Raw genomic sequence first — 17,730 nt, forward strand, 5'->3', positions numbered from 1 at the left:
AAGCTGCCGTGGACGGCCAATACGGATGCATCCATGCAATGCACATTCTTTAGCGGCGCAATTTATTACGTATTAAATTGCGCCGCTGAAAGCTTAAAACAATGAAACGCGGAAACCGGGATTGAGGAACGATTCGCGTGGGGTGTAATCGAGGGTTTTGCCCTGCCAATCGTGGACATGCGCACCGGCGGCAATCGCCACCGCATGGCCTGCGCCGGTATCCCAGATGTTAGTGGGCCCGAAGCGCGGATAGAGTTGCGCGCTGCCTTCAGCTACCAGACAGAACTTCAGCGATGAACCAATCGCGGTGGTTTGATGCTCGCCGAGCTGGTGCAAATACTCCTGCAACTCGGTATCGCTCTCAAAATGCGAACGGCTAACCACCACTAATGGTGGACGCGCTTCACGCGCATGAATCTGCGTCTGCTGGCCGTTCTCTTCTTTCCAGGCTTTACCCTCAGCCGCCGAGTACATCACGCCCAGCACGGGCGCATAAACCACGCCCAATACCGGTTTGCCATTTTCGATCAGCGCAATGTTGACTGTAAACTCGCCGTTGCGCTTGATGAACTCTTTGGTGCCATCGAGCGGATCGACCAGCCAGTATTTCTGCCAGTGCTGACGCACGTCCCAGCTCGGGGGATCCTCTTCAGATAGCACCGGCACCCCCGGCGAAAGCGCCGTCAGACCTTGCACAATCACGCGATGCGCCGCGAGATCGGCCGCGGTAACGGGAGAATCATCCGACTTACGGGTCACGTCAACCGGCTCTGCGCCGTTATATACCTGCATAATGGCATCGCCCGCATCACGCGCCAGCTGACAAATTTTATCTAACATTCTTTACCTCTTTTCCGCTGATTCTGCCTGTCAGACACCAACCGCCAATCTGTCCTTATTTTAGCAGTTGTCATTCAACAGCCTGCGACTGTGCTGTCTGCTACGGCAATCTATTTGAATATCAATACCATAGTTCATCATCGGCGGCTATGGCGGGATGCTGAATGCGCTTTTAGCGCGGCCCGGCGGGAGATATTGGATGAAAGTCCGAGCTTCATCACAAATTGAAATGATAATTCGTCATGGTTTTACATTATTTTGAGAGGCCCATTGGACCGAACAAGGAGCAAGCGATGTTCAAAGCGAGCATGTCGTTATTGGCACTCTGTATAACTGCCGCCACGGTACAGGCTGCTACGGTGGATCTGCGCATTCTGGAAACCACCGATCTGCACAGCAATATGATGGATTTCGATTATTACAAAGATACGCCGACGGAGAAATTTGGCCTGGTACGCACCGCCACCTTAATTCAGCAGGCCCGCGCGCAAGCGAAGAACAGCGTGCTGGTCGATAACGGCGATATTATTCAGGGCAGTCCGCTGGGCGATTACATGGCGGCGAAAGGGCTAAAACCGGGCGAAGTTCATCCGGTATATAAAGCGATGAATACGCTGGATTACGCGGTCGGAAACCTCGGTAATCATGAGTTCAATTACGGTTTACCTTATCTGCAAAAAGCGCTGGCCGGCGCGCGTTTCCCTTACGTCAACGCCAACATTATCGATGAAAAGAGCGGAAAACCACTGTTTACGCCCTACTTAATCAAGGAAACCACCGTTACAGACCGTGACGGTAAGCCGCATACGCTGAAAATTGGTTACATCGGCTTCGTTCCCCCGCAGATTATGGTTTGGGATCGCAACAATCTGCAGGGAAAAGTGCGGGTTGATGACATCACTGAAACAGCGAAGCGCTATGTGCCGGAAATGCGCGCAAAAGGTGCTGAAATAATCATCGCTATTCCGCACTCCGGTTTGAGCAGTGAACCCTATCATGCCATGGCCGAAAATTCGGTCTATTACCTCAGCCAGGTTGCTGGCATCAACGCCATCATGTTCGGTCACGCTCACGCGGTCTTCCCGAGCAAAGAGTTTGCGGCAATTAAAGGCGCTGATATCGCCCAAGGCACACTTAACGGTATTCCGGCGGTGATGCCCGGTATGTGGGGCGATCATCTGGGTGTGGTCGATCTGGTGCTGAATAACGAGGGCGGCAAATGGCAGGTTGCGCAGGGCAAAGCCGAGGCACGTCCAATTTATAACAGCGCGGCGAAAAAATCGCTGGCTGCCGAAGATGCCGATCTGGTGAAAGTGCTGGAGCAGGATCACCGCGCCACGCGCGATTTTGTTGCCAAACCGATCGGTAAATCCGCCGACGTGATGTACAGCTACTTGTCGCTGGTGCAGGACGATCCCACGGTGCAGATCGTTAACAACGCGCAGCGCGCTTACGTCGAGCACTTTATTCAGGGCGATCCTGATCTTGGCCGCTTGCCGGTGCTCTCCGCCGCCGCGCCGTTTAAAGCTGGCGGCCGCAAAAACGATCCCGCCAGCTATGTCGAAGTGGAGAAAGGTAACCTCACTTTCCGTAACGCCGCCGATCTCTATCTCTACCCCAATACGCTGGTGGTGATGAAAGTCAGCGGTGCACAGGTGAAAGAGTGGCTGGAGTGTTCAGCCGCGCAGTTTAATCAAATCGATCCGCACAGCAGCAAACCGCAAGCGCTGATTAACTGGGATTTCCGTACCTATAACTTCGATGTAATCGATGGCGTGCAGTATCAAATCGATGTCACGCAGCCGGCGCGCTATGACGCAGAGTGCTCGCTGATTAACAAGGGGGCTTCGCGCATTAAGGATCTCAGCTGGCAAGGCAAACCTATTGATCCTCAGGCCAGTTTCCTGGTCGCCACCAATAACTATCGCGCTTATGGCGGCAAGTTTGCCGGCACCGGCGATAAGTATGTCGCCTTCGCGTCGCCGGATGAGAATCGCTCGGTGGTTGCCGCCTATATCAGCAGCGAAACCAAAGTGCATGGCGAAGTGAAACCGCAGGCCGATCACAACTGGCGTTTAGCGCCGATTAACAGCACCACGCCGCTGGATATCCGTTTTGAAACCGCGCCTGGTGCGAAAGCGACGAAGTTTATCGAACAGCACGCCGATTACCCGATGAAAGCGGTGGGCAGCGACGAGATAGGTTTTGCGTTGTGGCAGGTGGATTTGCAGAAGAAATAGTTGTTATAAGCGGGTTGCCAGATGCGTAGCTGGCACCCTGCTCTGATGTAATACCGCCAAAATAATAATGCCTTTCTGGCCTGGCTGGTAATAAACCATGTGACTGACATAGGGAAAGCTGAGTACACCTTCTGCAACATCCAGCGCTCTGCTTTTTCCCAATGTCGGCATTTCTGCCAGCGTGCGTAACGTCTCCTGCAAACGCCTTAAATAGATTTTTGATTGCGCATCGCCCCAGTTCTGCATAGTGAACCGGCGAATATCGACAAGATCCTGCCGCGCTTCATCCGTAAGCTGATAATTAGCCATTTAACCCAGCAATTGGTCGAAAAAGGTTTCACCATCGGTCAGTTGTGCGTTGGCAATATCATTTCTGGCTCGGGCAATTTTTTCCTGCAGAAATTGCTGCTTCATGGCCTCTATCGCCTGATACTCCTCAGCGGAGATGACCACTGCTACCGGCTTTCCGTTACGGCTAATCTGGACCGGCTCACGCTGCGCTTTCAGCAGCATATCGCCAAATTGGGTTTTGGCTTCGTTGGCGGAAAGTGAATACATACCGCACCTTTCGTGTGAATCGTTCGATTCGCACATTATATGCGCTGATTAATTTAAAACCAGCTTGTTCTACAGATATAAAAAAACCGGCACGATCGCGTGCCGGTTTTGAGAATCAACTTGGCTACTTACAGAATTTCCAGCAGCTCAACTTCAAAGATCAGGGTGCTGAATGGCGGGATGGAAGCACCAGCACCGCGTTCGCCGTAAGCGAGGTTGTGTGGAATCGCCAGTTCCCACTTGGAACCGACTGGCATCAGCGTCAGCGCTTCGATCCAACCGGCGATTACGCCGCTAACCGGGAATTCTGCGGGTTCGCCACGCGCGACTGAGCTGTCGAATACCGTGCCATCGATCAGTTTGCCGGTGTAATGCACGCGCACACGATCCTGACGTGAAGGAATTGGACCTTCGCCCTGCGTGATGACACTGAACTGCAGACCGGTTTCGGTGCTGCTTACGCCTTCGCGTTGTGCGTTCTGCTCAAGGAAAGTCTGACCTTCTGCCGCCATCGCTTCTACACGCTCACGACGCACGCCTTCAGCGCGCTCGTGCACTTCACGCAGTGCGCGATGTACCACGTCAACCGGGACGGCCGGTGAGTTCCCTTCCAGCGCGTCGCGCAGGCCGGCGAGCAGTGCTTCTGGCTGCAGACCCTGCAGTCCAGACTCTTGCAGCTGCTGGCCTACCTGTAAACCGATACCGTAACTTGCTTGTGATTCGACGCTGTCGAATGAAGGGGTCGTCATCTTGATTCCTTAATCCCGGAGAAAAATAGAACCGGCAGCATACCAGCGCGGGCGGCTGGCGTAAAATCTCACGCGCCGCAGATGACATTTCCCGGCGAAACGGAAACAATACAGCGGTCAAATTTTTCAATGCTGCCAGGCACTTCCTGTCAGCATTGCTCATACTATAGCTGTGGCGAGGTTTTCACCCGCCACCGTCGGAACAAGAGAGAATACATGGGCCAGATCGCCCCACGACGTCGCAGGACGCGCGCACCGCGTACTTTATTACCTTGGTTGCAACGTTGGCTGCCGCGCATTCCGCGCCAGGCCGCCAGCGAGGAGGATTCACGAATGGCTTCCGATCACCCTTCCCGCGTTCCCGCCGCACTTCAGCGCGTCTGGCATTTGCTGGATGATGTGCGCTGGATGGATCCGCTACCCGCTTTGCATCGTCGCGGCATCGTCATTGCCCTGCTGGTGCTGGTGCTGGCGTTTCTCTGGCCGAGCAGCACGCCGCAATATCCGGTTGAGCGTCCGGCGGACACTGGCGCTAAAGAAGTGCCGATGCAGGCGGAGATTTACGATAATAATCAACAGCAGAACACGCCGGCGAAAACCGATTCGCAGGGCGAGTGGCGCACCTATAATGTGGCATCAGGCCAGACGCTGGCGCAGCTGTTCCGCGACAATAATTTACCGGTGAATGATGTGTTTGCCATGGCGCGAGTCGAAGGTGATGGGCAGCCGCTGAGTGCGTTACAAAATGGTCAGCAGGTGAAGATTCGTCAGAACGCGCAAGGCGTAGTAACCGGTTTAACGGTGGATGGCAGTAACGGTCCGGTGCTGTTTACGCGCCAGCCAGATGGCAGCTTTATCCGCGCTCAGTAAATCGCAGAAACAAAAACGCCGGCACATGGCCGGCGTTTTCGCATTACTGAGTATACTCGTCATAATCCAAGTTACAGATGCGTTGGCTACGCTCATTCACCCCTGTCACTTACCGAAGTAAGCTCAGGGGATTCATTCCCTTGCCGCCTTCCTGCACCTTGAATTATTTAGAGTAACAATTACTCAGCAACTACATTCACAACCAGTTTAGCGAAGACTTCGCTATGGATCTGGAAGTCAACTTCGTGCTCACCGGTGGTGCGCAGTACGCCTTCTGGAAGACGAACTTCGCTTTTAGCCACTTCAACGCCAGCTGCAGTTACTGCATCAGCGATGTCACGGGTACCGATGGAACCGAACAGCTTACCAGCGTCGCCTGATTTAGACGCGATGGTTACGTTGCCCAGTGCGTTGATTTTCTCTGCACGTGCGTTAGCGGCAGCCAGAACGTCAGCCAGTTTGGCTTCCAGTTCAGCGCGACGTGTTTCGAAGAACTCAACGTTTTTCTTGGTAGCAGGAACAGCTTTACCCTGTGGAACCAGGAAGTTACGAGCGTAGCCCGCTTTAACGTTAACCTGATCACCCAGGCTGCCCAGGTTTGCTACTTTATCAAGCAGAATAACTTGCATTACCTTATCCTCTTAAAGTCGTTAATGGACAACTACCGATTACTGATGACGATCAGTGTACGGAAGCAGGGACAGGTAGCGAGCGCGCTTGATGCAACGAGCGAGCTGGCGCTGGTATTTTGCACGAGTACCGGTAATACGGCTCGGGACAATTTTACCGCTTTCGGTAATGTAGTTTTTCAGTGTAGCGATATCTTTGTAATCAATCTCTACAACGCCTTCCGCGGTGAAACGGCAGAACTTGCGACGACGGAAATAACGTGCCATTTGGCTAGTCTCCAGAATCTATCAAATCAATCTGCTCGGCATGTAACACCATTCTGCTCTGACCATTGCGTGCCTGATGGCAGCTAATAAAGCCTTCGAGAGTGAGTTGCGTGCCGACCGTTATATGTTGAGTAATCACCTGATGGGTGCTGCCGCTGATAATCACCGGCATTTGACACCAGGCTTGCCGGTGGAAACCGGCTTCCTCTTGCACAGAACGATGCTCAAGCACGAACTGGCAATGAGGAATCCCTGACGGACTGACTTTTCGAACCGGCGTCTTGCACACAGTGCCAGACAGGCGCAGTCGATTTGCCGTCATGTCGGATTACTCTTCAGAATCCCCAGCATCTGAGTCATCAGCCGATTCGTTAGCAAAGTCTTCGCGGCGATCACGACGCTCGTCTTTAGCTTTAACCATCGGAGATGCTTCAGTTACCGCGTGCTTAACGCGCATAACCATGCTGCGGATAACGGCGTCGTTGAAGCGGAAGTTAGTTTCCAGCTCGTCAATCACTTCCTGCGGCGCTTCTACGTTCATCAGAACATAGTGAGCTTTGTGCAGTTTGTTGATTGGGTAAGCCAGCTGACGGCGGCCCCAGTCTTCCAGACGGTGAATCGTGCCCTGTGCACCGGTGATAGCACCAGTGTAACGCTCGATCATACCTGGAACCTGTTCGCTCTGGTCAGGGTGGACCATAAATACGATTTCGTAATGACGCATCGATAGCTCCTTACGGATTATTCAGCCTCCTGTCAGGGTCAGCTGCGGCCCACGGAAGCAAGGAACGTTATAGGTTGCGAATCATTTAAAAAATGAAACACACCTCTGAATGCAGCTGAAAAATTGACGCGTAATCATACTGGCGTCCTTGCGGAAACTCAAGCGCACAATTCATCAAATGGCGACTAGCGTGCCAGCTGATGCGGCTTTTTGTGCTAAGTGAAATGCATCAGTGAGTTAGAGAAGGTTTTATCAAATTCTCTGAAGAAGGCGTTCAAAGGGACGATCTGGCGGCAAAATGGTTAAGAACTACACTGTTTACAGGCGCAACGAATTCCGCTTTTCGCCGCGTCTGAGAGTGCAATCCCTGGAGTGAGGAGTCGATAATGAAAACGATCATTTTCGCCACTTTACTGGGTCTCTTCCTGTCTACACCCGCTCTTGCCAGCTCCGCTGACTTCGCGCAGCAGATGAGAAGTCACAGCAGCAACGCGGCATCAGGTTATGTCTACGTCAATCGGCTGGATGCGCCTGCAAGCAGTAACCCAGTCAGTGCCAATACCAGCGCCGCCGAACGGTTGTCATCACAACTCTGATTCGGCAACCTAAACGGGCTGGCGCCAATCACGCCAACCCGCATTTTTATAAATGATGTTTAAAGAAACTGACCAGCGCCGTCAGGGCCGCAGGCGTGATTTTATGGCCGATGTTTTTTTCAGATAGCGTGGTCACATGGTGATCGAGTTCTGCCTCGCCTAACGCTTTCTGCAAACGCGCCGTTTCAGCAAAGGGCACCACTTCATCCGCTTCGCCGTGCCACAACAGCAAAGGTCGATTCGCCAGTTTCTCCAGCTGTTCGCTGGGATCATACGGCGCCAGCGGTGCTAAACGCGCGGCAAAAGCCTCTTTCTGCTCTGGCGTGCGCGCCACCAGCGGCGGAAACAGCGTATGACTCAGCTGCAAGAAATAGCCGGAACCCATCAAACACGCCACGCTGTGAATCTGTGGATAGCGTGCCATCGCGCCCAGCGCGGTCATGCCGCCCATTGAGGCGCCTGCCACGGCAAAACGCTCATCCGCAATCCAGTCGTTATCGCGCAGCGCCTTTTCCAGCAACGGCACTTCATCGATGTTCTGTTTAAGGATCTCCCAGAAGTGGGTCATCCGCGCGTCGGTATCACCGTTGTAACGTGCGCCGTGCATGTCCGCATCGGGCATGATCACGCGGAAACCAGCCTGCGCCAGCGCCACGGCAAAGTAGCTGTAAACCTCTTTCGATGAGGTAAAACCGTGATAGAACAACACCGTCGGCAAGCGCGCCTGGCGCTGCCCGGCCGGTGATGCGTGGATACATTCAATGCCTGCCAGATGCTCCGTTGCCAACTCAATCATACCGCCTCCATTGAGAATGATTATCACTGGACTCAGTGTAAGCGCTGCCTGACAAAATGCGAGCCACTTCACATTAAGTTTGAATAATTTCTGCCCTAAACATTTAGCCCACTTTGCCGTTGATCTTGTACCCCTTCAATAATCTCAAAAGGTACTTTATGAAGCGTCTTTCTCTCAGCGCCATGGGTCTCGGAATCAAGCTGTCTGTATTGACGTCTTTGAGCGTGGCAATTGTGCTATTTACGCTGACCTTGACCCTGAGCCATAACGCGGCACGTCAGCTGGAGCAGCTGGCAACCGATGATATGCAGAATCAGGTGCAAGGCATTAATGAAATGGCCACCATGTTCAACGCCACGCTGTCGGAAGAGGTGGCAAATTACACCAAACTGTTCCAAAGCTTCCTGCCAAAACGTTTTAGTCGTGACGACAGCGAACGTGTGCAGGTAGGTGAATTCAGCACGCCAACGCTGCGAGCGGGATTGAAAACCCTCAACCTCGATCAGATCGCGGTAGATGATTTTCTCGATCGTACTGGTGCGGTATCCACCATCTTCGTGCGTGACGGCGAAGATTACATCCGCATCGCCACCTCGCTGAAAAAAGAGGATGGCAGCCGCGCGGTGGGCACCAAATTGGATCGCAGCAGCGCCGCCTGGCGCAGCGTCAATCAGGGCACGGTCTATCGCGGCCTGGCGACGCTGTTTGGCCATCGTTACATCACGCAGTATCAGCCGGTGCAGGATAGCAGCGGCGCGGTAATCGCTATTCTGTTCGTCGGGGTACAGATCGACGCGCAGTACGCGCTGATGCGTGACAAAGTGCTGGCGCGCCATCTTGGTGACAGCGGCACCTTCTCGGTGTTGAATGGGACGCCGGGCAGCAGCCAGGGCCAATATCTGTTTGATCGTCACGCTGAAGGCAAACTGCCGCGCTGGGATAACGCCACGCAGCAGCAATTGCTTAGCCAGCCGAAGGGATTAGTGGCGATTGAACTGGATGGCGAAACCAGACTGCTGGCGTGGCAGCAGTTGCCAGGCTGGAACTGGATTATCGCCGGTGAAGTGAGCCGTGCCAGCCTGCTGGCGCCAATCACGCACAGCCGTAACCTGTTTATGGCGATTGGCCTGGCGTTGGTGATCGCGTTTGCCATTGGCTTTATGTGGTACAGCCGCCGCGCCATCACGCATCCGCTGCAGCAGGTGATCCATCTGGCAGAACAGTACGCCGCTGGTAATCTGCAGGCACATCTCGACTCTTCACGTCGTGATGAGATTGGTCAGCTGGTCAGCGCGATCAACGGCATTGGCGATGGACTGGAGAAAGTCGTTAGTCAGGTACGTTCGGCGGCGCGGGAAATCAGCAGCGGCACCGATACCATCGCCGCCAGCAGCTCCAGCATCAGCGAGCAGATTGGCCGTCAGGCCAGCAGCGTGGAGGAAACCTCGGCCAGCATGGAGCAGTTTGGCGCCACCGTGGCACAAACCGCTGCCAACGTGCGGCAGGCGATGGCGCTGGTCGGTGAAGCGGCTAATACCGTGAATCACGGCGGCAGCACCGTGGCACGTTCGGTGGAAACCATGTCGGAGATTCGCGTGGCGTCGCAGAGCATCGCCGATATCACCCATGTGATTGAGTCGATCGCCTTCCAGACCAACATTCTGGCGCTTAATGCCGCGGTTGAAGCCGCTCGCGCCGGTGAACACGGTAAAGGCTTTGCGGTGGTCGCGGCGGAAGTGCGCGCGCTGGCACAGCGCAGTGCTACGGCAGCCAAAGAGATTGATGGGTTGATTGCCAGCTCCATCGATAAAGTGGCGGCCGGCCATACGTTATCTGAGCAGACGCGCGATGCAATGAGCCATATCGTCAATCACATCGAGCAGGTTAAAACGCTGATGGGTGAGATCAATATTGCCGCGCAGGAACAGGCGGCGGGCATTGGTCAGGTGAACCTGGCGATGAATCACATCAGCCAGGCCACGCATCAAAGCAGCGATATGATTAACCAGTCAGAAACCACCGCCAATCATCTGAGTAAGAAAGGGCATCATCTGACGCAGCTGGTGAGCATTTTTCATTTGAAAGACTAAAAGCCACAGGAAGATGGCTTACACTTGAGCCATCTTCCTGCTTCAGGAGTTGCTATGCGTACTCTCTATTTGGCCTTAACGCTGCTGCTCAGCGGCTGCGCCGCTTTCACCACCACGCCACAAGCTCCGCCGCCGCCTACGCAGCACGCGCAGGAGATTTCACGCGCGCAAAGTGTTGGTCTGCCAAAGCTCGGCACTATCACCGCCACCACACGCGGATCGCCGGATGATGCGCAGCGCGCTATTGCCGCTAAAGCCAATCAGGCGGGTGCGGTTTACTATCAAATTCTGATGCTGGATGAAACCACCCTTCCCAGCTTCTGGTACGCCACTGCCATTCTGTATGGCGCGCCTTCAACCGGCGCTGCAGCGCAACAGTAAGCGCGCGCAGAGATCGTCGCTTAATGCCCGTGTGCCGCGCAGATCAAGCTGCTGCTGACACCAGCCATCGGCCAGCGGCGGCTCTGCCACTTTCAGCAGAATCGCGGCACTTGCCAGCTGCAGTAACTCGCGCGTGATTTCTCGCGCCTGCCCTTCACGCGGGTTGGCGAGCTGCAAGCGTAATTGCCGCCAGCGGCGATCAAAGTGACGATTGCTGCCCTTCACCGCCTCAAACTCATCGTGCAGCATGGTCATCACCTCGGCGTGACGACCGAGCACCCGCATGACATCCAGGCACATCACATTGCCGGCGCCTTCCCAGATGCTATTAACCGGCATCTCACGATAAAGACGCGGCAGCTCGCTCTCTTCGCAATAGCCAATGCCGCCCAACACTTCCATCGCTTCTGCCACAAAAGGCATGCCCGCCTGGCAGATCACAAATTTGGCGGCGGGTGTGAACAGACGCGCGTATAAGCGCTCATGTTCGCTGGCCGGTGTTGACCAGGCGCGCGCCAGCCGCAGCAGCAGTGCGGTTTGCCCTTCCAGCTGTAGTGCCTGTTGCGCCAGCACCGCGCGCATCAACGGTTGATCGATAAGGTTCTTGCCCATCACCTGACGCTGCTGCGCATGATGCACGGCAATCGACAGCGCACGGCGCATCTGTCCGTGACTGCCCAGCGCGCAGTCGAAGCGCGTCATGCCGCCCATTTTGAGGATCAGCCGCACCCCTTCGCCCTCTTCGCCCATCAGCCAGCCGATAGCATCCTCAAATTCCACTTCAGCGCTGGCGTTGGAGCGATTGCCGAGCTTGTCTTTAAGGCGTTCGATGCGAATAGCGTTGCGCGTGCCGTCCGGCAGCAAGCGTGGCAGGAAGAAGCAACTCAATCCCTGTGACGTTTGCGCCAGAATCAGATGCGCATCGCTTTGCGGGACCGAGAAAAACCATTTATGGCCGGTGATGCGATACGCTTCGCCCGGCCCGCGCACGCCGAGCGGTTCGGCGCGTGTGGTGTTGCTCAACACATCGGTGCCGCCCTGTTTTTCCGTCATGCCCATGCCAATCAACAGACCGCGTTTCTTGTTGCCAGGCAGATGATGCGCATCGTAACGATCGCTGAGCAGCGCTTCGCGCCAGTCCGCGTAGGGTTCAGGCAGATGATTCTGCAGCAGCGGAATGGCGGCGTGCGTCATCGTCACCGGACAGAGCGAGCCGGCTTCCACTTGGGCATGCAGGATAAATCGTGCGGCACGCGCCACCATCGCCTGTGGCTGAACGTCGGGCTGCCAGCTGAGATTGTGAATCCGACTGGCGCATAATCCCTGCATCAGCAGATGCCAGGCGGGATGAAAACGCACTTCGTCGAGGCGTTCACCGCGCGCGTTGTAGCGCAGCAGTTCAGGCGCTTCGACGTTAGCTAAGCGGCCTAGTTCAAGGGATTCGGCGCTGCCAAGTTGCAAGCCGACGGAAGCCAGCCATTCGCGATCCCAGCTGGCACCTTCGCGTGCAACGGCCTCGCACAGGGCGATATCGCGCGTGAACAGATTGCTGTTGCTGAGCGGTTGGGGCTGATTGAATACGGTGTGAGTGGTCCAAATCATATAACGTCCTCCTCATACTCATTTTTCAAGTATGAAGAGGATGTGCAGTTATGCCTGGCCTGGAAAACTTTTTGCGGTGGGGATCACGCCTGACGCTGACGTACGGCTTCGAACAAGCACACGCCGGTGGCAACTGACACGTTGAGTGACGAGACGCTGCCTGCCATTGGGATGCTGATCAGCTCATCGCAATGCTCACGCGTTAAACGACGCATACCTTCACCTTCCGCGCCCATCACCAGCGCCATTGGGCCGGTCATTTTGCTTTGGTAAACGGTGTGATCGGCTTCGCCTGCGGTACCAACCACCCAGACGTGGTATTCCTGCAGCAAGCGCAAGGTGCGCGCCAGGTTGGTGACGCGAATCAACGGCACGTTTTCCGCTGCGCCGCTGGCCACCTTCTTCGCGGTGGCATTCAACGGTGCTGCACGGTCTTTTGGCACGATGACCGCATGCACGCCCGCGGCATCCGCGCTACGCAGGCAAGCACCGAGGTTGTGCGGATCGGTAACGCCATCCAGCACCAGCAGGAACGGCTTCTCAAGGCTCTGCAGCAGATCCGGTAAATCACCCTCCTGATACTGCTTGCCTGGCTTCACGCGCGCCACGATGCCCTGATGCACGCCGCCTTCAACCTGGCTATCGAGCCATTGACGGTTCGCCACCTGCACCGGGATTCCCTGAGCTTCCAGTGCGAGGATCAGCGGCTGCAGGCGACGATCGTCGCGGCCTTTAAGGATAAAGACTTCCTGAAAACGCTGAGGATCGCGCTCCAGCAGCGCCTGCACGCTATGAATACCAAAAATTATTTCACTCATTACTTTGCTCAAGGTTGGATTTAGATCGTTGAATACGGAGATTCAGGTGCGCATGAATGCGCACCCTACAACGGTTTCGTCAGGTCGCCCTGCAAGGCGACCAAACTATCAGGCTTCGTCAGGCTGCTTCTTCGACGCGCGCTTAGACTTGGTGGCGGCGGCGATTTTACGGGTTTTCTCGGAGACTTTTTTGCCTTTTTTCTCGGTTTTAGCCGGTTTTTCAGCAACCGCAGTCTTTTTCTTTTCGCCGCGGAACGCTGAATCAGGTTCGAAAGTGCCCTTCTTGCCGGCATCACGACGACGCTTGGCTGGCGGTTTGCCACCGCGTTTCTCGCGCTCACGTTCGGTTTTGCCTTCGCCGCGCGGTACACGCTTGCTGGAGATCAGCGCGAAGTCGATTTTACGCTCGTCCATATGCACGGCTTCAACGCGCACTTCCACCGCATCGCCCAGACGATAAGTACGGCCGCCGGATTCACCAATCAGACGCTGACCCACCGCATCGAAGCGATAATAGTCGTTATCCAGCGAGGAAACGTGCACCAAACCATCGATAAAAAGTTCGTTAAGACGCACGAAGAAACCAAAGCCGGTCACACTGGAGATCACGCCGTTGAACACGTTGCCGACCTGATCCTGCATGAAGTCACACTTCAGCCAATCGGCAACATCGCGCGTGGCTTCATCAGCACGGCGCTCGGTCAGTGAACAGTGCTGGCCCAGCTGCAGCATCTGCTGCATGTCGTAGTGATAGCCGCCGGTCGGCGTGGTGATGCCGTCCACTTCGCCGCGCTCTTTTGCCAGCAGATATTTGATGGCGCGATGCAACAGCAAATCCGGATAGCGGCGAATCGGCGAGGTGAAGTGCGCGTACGACGCCAGCGCCAGGCCGAAGTGACCCCGGTTTTCAGGATCGTAAACCGCCTGTTTCATCGAACGCAGCAGCATGGTTTGCAGCATTTCTGCGTCTGGCCGATCGGCCACTTGCTTCAGCAAGGCGGCATAATCGGTCGGGTGTGGCTTAGTGCCACCCGGCAGGCTTAAGCCCAGCTCGTTCAATACGGTACGGAAGCTTTTGATGCTGTCTTCGCTTGGACGATCGTGATCGCGGAACAGCGCAGGCTCTTCATTTTTCTCAACAAAACGCGCTGAGGCGATATTGGCGAGAATCATACACTCTTCAATCAGCTTATGCGCATCATTGCGTGACGTGCGCTCAACGCGCTCAATGCGACGCTCGGCGTTGAAGATGAACTTGGGTTCATCGGTCTCAAACGAAATGCCGCCACGCTGCTCGCGCGCGGTTTCCAGCACCTGATACATGTTGTGCAACTCGTGCAGATGAGGAACCTGCGCCGCGTATTGTTCACGCAGATCGGCATCACCTTGCAGAATGTTCCACACTTTGTTGTAGGTCAGTCGCGCATGGGAATTCATCACCGCTTCATAGTGTTTGAAACCGGTAAGTTTGCCGCTGGAGGAGATGGTCATCTCACACACCATGCACAAACGATCAACCTGCGGATTCAGCGAGCACAAGCCGTTGGAGAGAATCTCCGGCAGCATCGGGATAACCTGCGACGGGAAATAGACCGAGGTGCCGCGCTGATGCGCTTCATCGTCCAGCGGCGTGCCCGGACGTACGTAATAGCTGACGTCGGCAATGGCCACCCATAAACGCCAGCCGCCGCCGCGTTTCTTCTCGCAGAAAACCGCATCATCAAAGTCACGCGCATCTTCACCATCAATGGTGACCAGCGGCAACTTACGTAAATCAACACGTCCCAGCTTCGCTTCTTCCGGTACTTCTTCTTTCAGCTTAGCGATCTGCTTCTCAACTTCTTCCGGCCATGTGTGCGGGATTTCATGGGTGCGCACCGCCATATCGACCGCAAGGCTGGTGCCCATATCGTCACCCAGCAGCTCGGTCACTTTACCGATCGCTTTGGTGCGACGCGTCGCACGTTGGGTGATTTCAACCACCACCACTGAACCCATACGCGCGTTAAGCGTTTCTTCTTGCGGGATCAGGATGTCGAAACTCAGGCGGCTGTCATCCGGCACCACAAAACCGGTACCTGCATCGGTAAAGTAGCGGCCGACGATCTGGCTGTTACGTGGCTCAAGCACGCGCACCACGCGCGCTTCACGACGACCTTTACGATCGGCGCTGCCTGGCTGCGCCAGAATCACGTCGCCGTGCAGGCAGAATTTCATCTGCTCAGCAGAGAGATAGAAATCATCTTTCTGACCTTCTACGCGCAGGAAGCCATAGCCATCGCGATGGCCAATCACTTTACCGCGAAGCAGATCGAGACGTTCTGGCAGGGCGTAACATTGACGGCGAGTAAACACCAGCTGGCCATCGCGCTCCATGGCGCGCAGACGACGACGCAGCGCTTCCAGCTGCTCTTCGCTGGTGATATTCAATTCCTGCGCGATGTCATCGCGGCTGGTCGGCTTTTCGCGTTTTTCCAGCAGTGCCAGAATAAATTCGCGGCTTGGAATTGGGTTTTCGTATTTTTCAGCTTCTCTATCCTGATAAGGATCTTTTGACATTACGGTTCCTCCGATGTCATTTAATTTGGATTGCCACCGGCGGTTCGGACAATAAAAGTTGGTACAGCGAATCGTTATCTTTGACCAAATCGGCCAGCGTATACTTGTCCAGTTCCTTGAGGAATAGCTGGACCGCATCGTGCAATGCTTTACGCAAACGACAGGCTGGCGTGATCACACACTCGTCGCAGTTCACGAGCTGCAATGGCTCCATTCTTCGCACCACATCGCCAATGACGATTTTTTCCGGGTCCATGCCTAAACGAATTCCGCCGTTTTTACCGCGTGTTGCGGCGACAAAGCCAGCCCGGCTAAGTTGATTGATGATTTTAACCATATGGTTACGCGACACCCCGTAGGTATCGGTGACTTCGGTAATGTTGGTCTGCTTACCTTCCGGTAACGTCGCCATGTAAATCAGGGCACGCAGACCATAATCGGTAAAACTTGTTAGCTGCACATATACCTCAGTGAATCATCGAACGTTATGGTTATGCGCCGGTCGGCGTGATGTTTAAATATGATGATAAACCAGAGCGTGGTGGCCGGTGCGTTTTTTTCCGGCAAGTATCGATATTTGCAAGAAAAAATAGAGTGAGTGGAGTCAAAGATTAGAAATACAAAGGCCGGACAGAGTCCGGCCTGAGGAGATTATGCGTCGAACGGGTCGCGCAGAATCATGGTCTCACTGCGGTCTGGGCCGGTAGAAATAATATCAATCGGCACACCGGTCACTTCTTCTACACGTTTGATGTAGTCGCGTGCAGCTTGCGGCAGACCTTCCAGCGTCTTGACGCCGAATGTGGTCTCGCTCCAGCCTGGCATGGTTTCGTAAATCGGCTCAATGCCTTCCCAGCCTTCAGCTGCCAGCGGCGTGGTGGTCATTTCGCGGCCATCTGGCATGCGATAAGCCACACAGATTTTCACTTCTTTCAGGCCATCCAGCACGTCCAGTTTGGTCATGCAGAAACCTGACAGGGAGTTGATCTGTACGGCACGGCGAACGGCAACCGCATCCAGCCAGCCGGTACGACGACGACGACCGGTGGTCGCGCCGAACTCGTTACCTTGAGCACACAGGAACTCGCCGGTTTCATCGAACAGTTCGGTCGGGAATGGACCGGCACCCACGCGCGTTGAGTAGGCTTTCACGATACCCAGCACGTAATCAACATAGCGTGGACCAATACCTGAACCCGTCGCTACGCCACCTGCGGTGGTGTTTGATGAGGTCACGTATGGATAGGTACCGTGGTCGATATCCAGCAGCGTACCCTGCGCACCTTCAAACATGATCAGGTCGCCACGCTTGCGCGCGCCGTCCAGCAGATCAGACACATCAACCACCATGCTGGTAATGATATCAGCCACCGCCAGCGTATCACTCAGCACTTTTTCGTAGTCAACTGCGTCGGTTTTGTAATAGTTAACCAACTGGAAGTTGTAGAAATCGACGATCTCTTTCAGCTTCACCGCAAAGGTTTCTTTGTTGAAGAGATCGCTCACGCGCAGACCGCGACGTGCCACTTTATCTTCATAGGCAGGACCGATACCGCGACCGGTGGTGCCGATAGCTTTAGCGCCACGCGCTTTTTCGCGCGCCACATCCATTGCTACGTGGTACTGCAGAATCAATGGGCAGGCTTCAGAGATCAACAGACGTTCACGTACCGGCACACCGCGCTCTTCCAGACCTTTCATCTCTTTCATCAGCGCTTCAGGCGACAGGACAACGCCGTTACCAATGATGCTGATAACGTTTTCACGCAGAATGCCAGATGGAATTAAGTGGAGGACGGTTTTTTCACCGTTGATGACAAGTGTGTGGCCTGCATTATGGCCACCTTGGTAACGCACGACGTAATTCGCGCGCTCTGTCAGAAGGTCTACGATCTTACCTTTACCTTCGTCACCCCATTGGGTGCCCAGTACGACGACGTTCTTACCCATTTTTTCAAAATCACCGATTGCTTAAAAATGGATTCTACCACCTGACTTTTACTCTTTCAGC

19 protein-coding genes are annotated in these 17,730 nt (G+C 54.9%); 5 read left to right on the forward strand and 14 right to left on the reverse strand.

Features of this window, described 5'->3' with window-relative positions; translation table 11 throughout:
* Positions 1-93: 93 nt before the first annotated feature.
* Positions 94-840, reverse strand: coding sequence for a 3'(2'),5'-bisphosphate nucleotidase CysQ (gene cysQ, locus P6287_RS17030; protein ID WP_101762878.1), 747 nt, complete (start codon positions 838-840; stop codon positions 94-96).
* A 293-nt stretch (positions 841-1,133) separates the two neighbouring features.
* On the opposite strand from cysQ, the gene P6287_RS17035 reads away from it, so the two are divergent.
* Positions 1,134-3,080 (forward strand): bifunctional 2',3'-cyclic-nucleotide 2'-phosphodiesterase/3'-nucleotidase, encoded by a 1,947-nt coding sequence (locus P6287_RS17035; protein ID WP_192412247.1) that lies wholly within the window; start codon positions 1,134-1,136, stop codon positions 3,078-3,080.
* 3 nt (positions 3,081-3,083) lie between these two features.
* Here P6287_RS17035 and P6287_RS17040 read toward each other — a convergent pair whose 3' ends face one another.
* The 3 genes from P6287_RS17040 to fklB all read right to left on the reverse strand — a co-directional run bounded on the left by P6287_RS17040 (position 3,084) and on the right by fklB (position 4,387).
* Positions 3,084-3,389 (reverse strand): type II toxin-antitoxin system RelE/ParE family toxin, encoded by a 306-nt coding sequence (locus tag P6287_RS17040; protein WP_192412249.1) that lies wholly within the window; start codon positions 3,387-3,389, stop codon positions 3,084-3,086.
* Positions 3,390-3,638, reverse strand: a complete 249-nt coding sequence (locus P6287_RS17045) for a type II toxin-antitoxin system Phd/YefM family antitoxin (protein ID WP_192412251.1) — start codon at positions 3,636-3,638, stop codon at positions 3,390-3,392. It lies immediately after the preceding gene.
* A 128-nt stretch (positions 3,639-3,766) separates the two neighbouring features.
* Positions 3,767-4,387 (reverse strand): FKBP-type peptidyl-prolyl cis-trans isomerase, encoded by a 621-nt coding sequence (gene fklB / locus P6287_RS17050; RefSeq protein ID WP_008103590.1) that lies wholly within the window; start codon positions 4,385-4,387, stop codon positions 3,767-3,769.
* 216 nt (positions 4,388-4,603) lie between these two features.
* On the opposite strand from fklB, the gene P6287_RS17055 reads away from it, so the two are divergent.
* Entirely contained in the window at positions 4,604-5,257 is a 654-nt protein-coding gene (locus P6287_RS17055; protein ID WP_277974146.1) for a LysM-like peptidoglycan-binding domain-containing protein, read from the forward strand.
* Between the two features lie 179 nt (positions 5,258-5,436).
* Here the strand turns inward: P6287_RS17055 and rplI are convergent, their stop codons facing one another.
* From rplI to rpsF, 4 genes are read right to left on the reverse strand one after another with little or no spacing between them, the layout of a single operon-like run.
* A complete protein-coding gene (gene rplI / locus P6287_RS17060) occupies positions 5,437-5,886 on the reverse strand; it encodes a 50S ribosomal protein L9 (protein WP_008103594.1) in 450 nt (149 codons plus the stop codon).
* A gap of 39 nt (positions 5,887-5,925) precedes the next feature.
* Positions 5,926-6,153 carry a 30S ribosomal protein S18 gene (gene rpsR / locus P6287_RS17065; protein ID WP_002210155.1) on the reverse strand — a complete coding sequence of 76 codons (228 nt, stop codon included), beginning with the start codon at positions 6,151-6,153 and terminating at the stop codon, positions 5,926-5,928.
* A gap of 4 nt (positions 6,154-6,157) precedes the next feature.
* Positions 6,158-6,475, reverse strand: a complete 318-nt coding sequence (priB, locus tag P6287_RS17070; RefSeq protein ID WP_007892027.1) for a primosomal replication protein N — start codon at positions 6,473-6,475, stop codon at positions 6,158-6,160.
* Positions 6,476-6,481: 6 nt separating this feature from the next.
* Positions 6,482-6,877, reverse strand: a complete 396-nt coding sequence (gene rpsF, locus P6287_RS17075) for a 30S ribosomal protein S6 (protein ID WP_101762874.1) — start codon at positions 6,875-6,877, stop codon at positions 6,482-6,484.
* Between the two features lie 386 nt (positions 6,878-7,263).
* Here rpsF and P6287_RS17080 point away from each other — a divergent pair, with 386 nt between their 5' ends.
* A complete protein-coding gene (locus tag P6287_RS17080) occupies positions 7,264-7,473 on the forward strand; it encodes a hypothetical protein (protein WP_101762873.1) in 210 nt (69 codons plus the stop codon).
* Positions 7,474-7,519: 46 nt separating this feature from the next.
* Here P6287_RS17080 and yjfP read toward each other — a convergent pair whose 3' ends face one another.
* Positions 7,520-8,269 carry an esterase gene (gene yjfP / locus P6287_RS17085; RefSeq protein WP_277974147.1) on the reverse strand — a complete coding sequence of 250 codons (750 nt, stop codon included), beginning with the start codon at positions 8,267-8,269 and terminating at the stop codon, positions 7,520-7,522.
* A 158-nt stretch (positions 8,270-8,427) separates the two neighbouring features.
* Between yjfP and P6287_RS17090 the strand changes: the two genes are divergently transcribed.
* Positions 8,428-10,359: a methyl-accepting chemotaxis protein gene (locus P6287_RS17090; RefSeq protein ID WP_277974148.1), complete on the forward strand. Its 1,932-nt coding sequence runs from the start codon at positions 8,428-8,430 to the stop codon at positions 10,357-10,359.
* A 54-nt stretch (positions 10,360-10,413) separates the two neighbouring features.
* Positions 10,414-10,740 (forward strand): biofilm peroxide resistance protein BsmA, encoded by a 327-nt coding sequence (gene bsmA, locus P6287_RS17095; protein ID WP_277974149.1) that lies wholly within the window; start codon positions 10,414-10,416, stop codon positions 10,738-10,740.
* On the opposite strand, the gene P6287_RS17100 is transcribed toward bsmA, so the two are convergent.
* The 5 genes from P6287_RS17100 to P6287_RS17120 all read right to left on the reverse strand — a co-directional run bounded on the left by P6287_RS17100 (position 10,714) and on the right by P6287_RS17120 (position 17,669).
* The gene (locus tag P6287_RS17100) at positions 10,714-12,342 is read right to left on the reverse strand and encodes an isovaleryl-CoA dehydrogenase (protein ID WP_277974150.1); all 1,629 of its coding nucleotides are present in this window, start codon (positions 12,340-12,342) and stop codon (positions 10,714-10,716) included. The two genes, bsmA and P6287_RS17100, sit on opposite strands and share 27 nt — an antisense overlap.
* Before the next feature lie 83 nt (positions 12,343-12,425).
* Positions 12,426-13,160 carry a 23S rRNA (guanosine(2251)-2'-O)-methyltransferase RlmB gene (rlmB, locus tag P6287_RS17105; RefSeq protein ID WP_101762868.1) on the reverse strand — a complete coding sequence of 245 codons (735 nt, stop codon included), beginning with the start codon at positions 13,158-13,160 and terminating at the stop codon, positions 12,426-12,428.
* 108 nt (positions 13,161-13,268) lie between these two features.
* Positions 13,269-15,719 (reverse strand): ribonuclease R, encoded by a 2,451-nt coding sequence (rnr, locus tag P6287_RS17110; protein ID WP_110867435.1) that lies wholly within the window; start codon positions 15,717-15,719, stop codon positions 13,269-13,271.
* Positions 15,720-15,735: 16 nt separating this feature from the next.
* Positions 15,736-16,179, reverse strand: coding sequence for a nitric oxide-sensing transcriptional repressor NsrR (gene nsrR, locus P6287_RS17115; RefSeq protein ID WP_008103609.1), 444 nt, complete (start codon positions 16,177-16,179; stop codon positions 15,736-15,738).
* A 191-nt stretch (positions 16,180-16,370) separates the two neighbouring features.
* Positions 16,371-17,669 (reverse strand): adenylosuccinate synthase, encoded by a 1,299-nt coding sequence (locus P6287_RS17120; protein WP_192412263.1) that lies wholly within the window; start codon positions 17,667-17,669, stop codon positions 16,371-16,373.
* Positions 17,670-17,730 lie beyond the last annotated feature (61 nt).

The organism is Pantoea sp. X85, from assembly GCF_029623675.1.
In the GTDB taxonomy this organism is placed as follows: Bacteria; Pseudomonadota; Gammaproteobacteria; order Enterobacterales; family Enterobacteriaceae; genus Pantoea; species Pantoea leporis.

Coding starts and splice junctions, on each gene's coding strand:
- cysQ (WP_101762878.1), bottom strand. CDS start 840: ATGTTAGATAAAATTTGTCAGCTGGCGCGTGATGCGGGCGATGCCATT.
- P6287_RS17035 (WP_192412247.1), top strand. CDS start 1,134: ATGTTCAAAGCGAGCATGTCGTTATTGGCACTCTGTATAACTGCCGCC.
- P6287_RS17040 (WP_192412249.1), bottom strand. CDS start 3,389: ATGGCTAATTATCAGCTTACGGATGAAGCGCGGCAGGATCTTGTCGAT.
- P6287_RS17045 (WP_192412251.1), bottom strand. CDS start 3,638: ATGTATTCACTTTCCGCCAACGAAGCCAAAACCCAATTTGGCGATATG.
- fklB (WP_008103590.1), bottom strand. CDS start 4,387: ATGACGACCCCTTCATTCGACAGCGTCGAATCACAAGCAAGTTACGGT.
- P6287_RS17055 (WP_277974146.1), top strand. CDS start 4,604: ATGGGCCAGATCGCCCCACGACGTCGCAGGACGCGCGCACCGCGTACT.
- rplI (WP_008103594.1), bottom strand. CDS start 5,886: ATGCAAGTTATTCTGCTTGATAAAGTAGCAAACCTGGGCAGCCTGGGT.
- rpsR (WP_002210155.1), bottom strand. CDS start 6,153: ATGGCACGTTATTTCCGTCGTCGCAAGTTCTGCCGTTTCACCGCGGAA.
- priB (WP_007892027.1), bottom strand. CDS start 6,475: ATGACGGCAAATCGACTGCGCCTGTCTGGCACTGTGTGCAAGACGCCG.
- rpsF (WP_101762874.1), bottom strand. CDS start 6,877: ATGCGTCATTACGAAATCGTATTTATGGTCCACCCTGACCAGAGCGAA.
- P6287_RS17080 (WP_101762873.1), top strand. CDS start 7,264: ATGAAAACGATCATTTTCGCCACTTTACTGGGTCTCTTCCTGTCTACA.
- yjfP (WP_277974147.1), bottom strand. CDS start 8,269: ATGATTGAGTTGGCAACGGAGCATCTGGCAGGCATTGAATGTATCCAC.
- P6287_RS17090 (WP_277974148.1), top strand. CDS start 8,428: ATGAAGCGTCTTTCTCTCAGCGCCATGGGTCTCGGAATCAAGCTGTCT.
- bsmA (WP_277974149.1), top strand. CDS start 10,414: ATGCGTACTCTCTATTTGGCCTTAACGCTGCTGCTCAGCGGCTGCGCC.
- P6287_RS17100 (WP_277974150.1), bottom strand. CDS start 12,342: ATGATTTGGACCACTCACACCGTATTCAATCAGCCCCAACCGCTCAGC.
- rlmB (WP_101762868.1), bottom strand. CDS start 13,160: ATGAGTGAAATAATTTTTGGTATTCATAGCGTGCAGGCGCTGCTGGAG.
- rnr (WP_110867435.1), bottom strand. CDS start 15,719: ATGTCAAAAGATCCTTATCAGGATAGAGAAGCTGAAAAATACGAAAAC.
- P6287_RS17120 (WP_192412263.1), bottom strand. CDS start 17,669: ATGGGTAAGAACGTCGTCGTACTGGGCACCCAATGGGGTGACGAAGGT.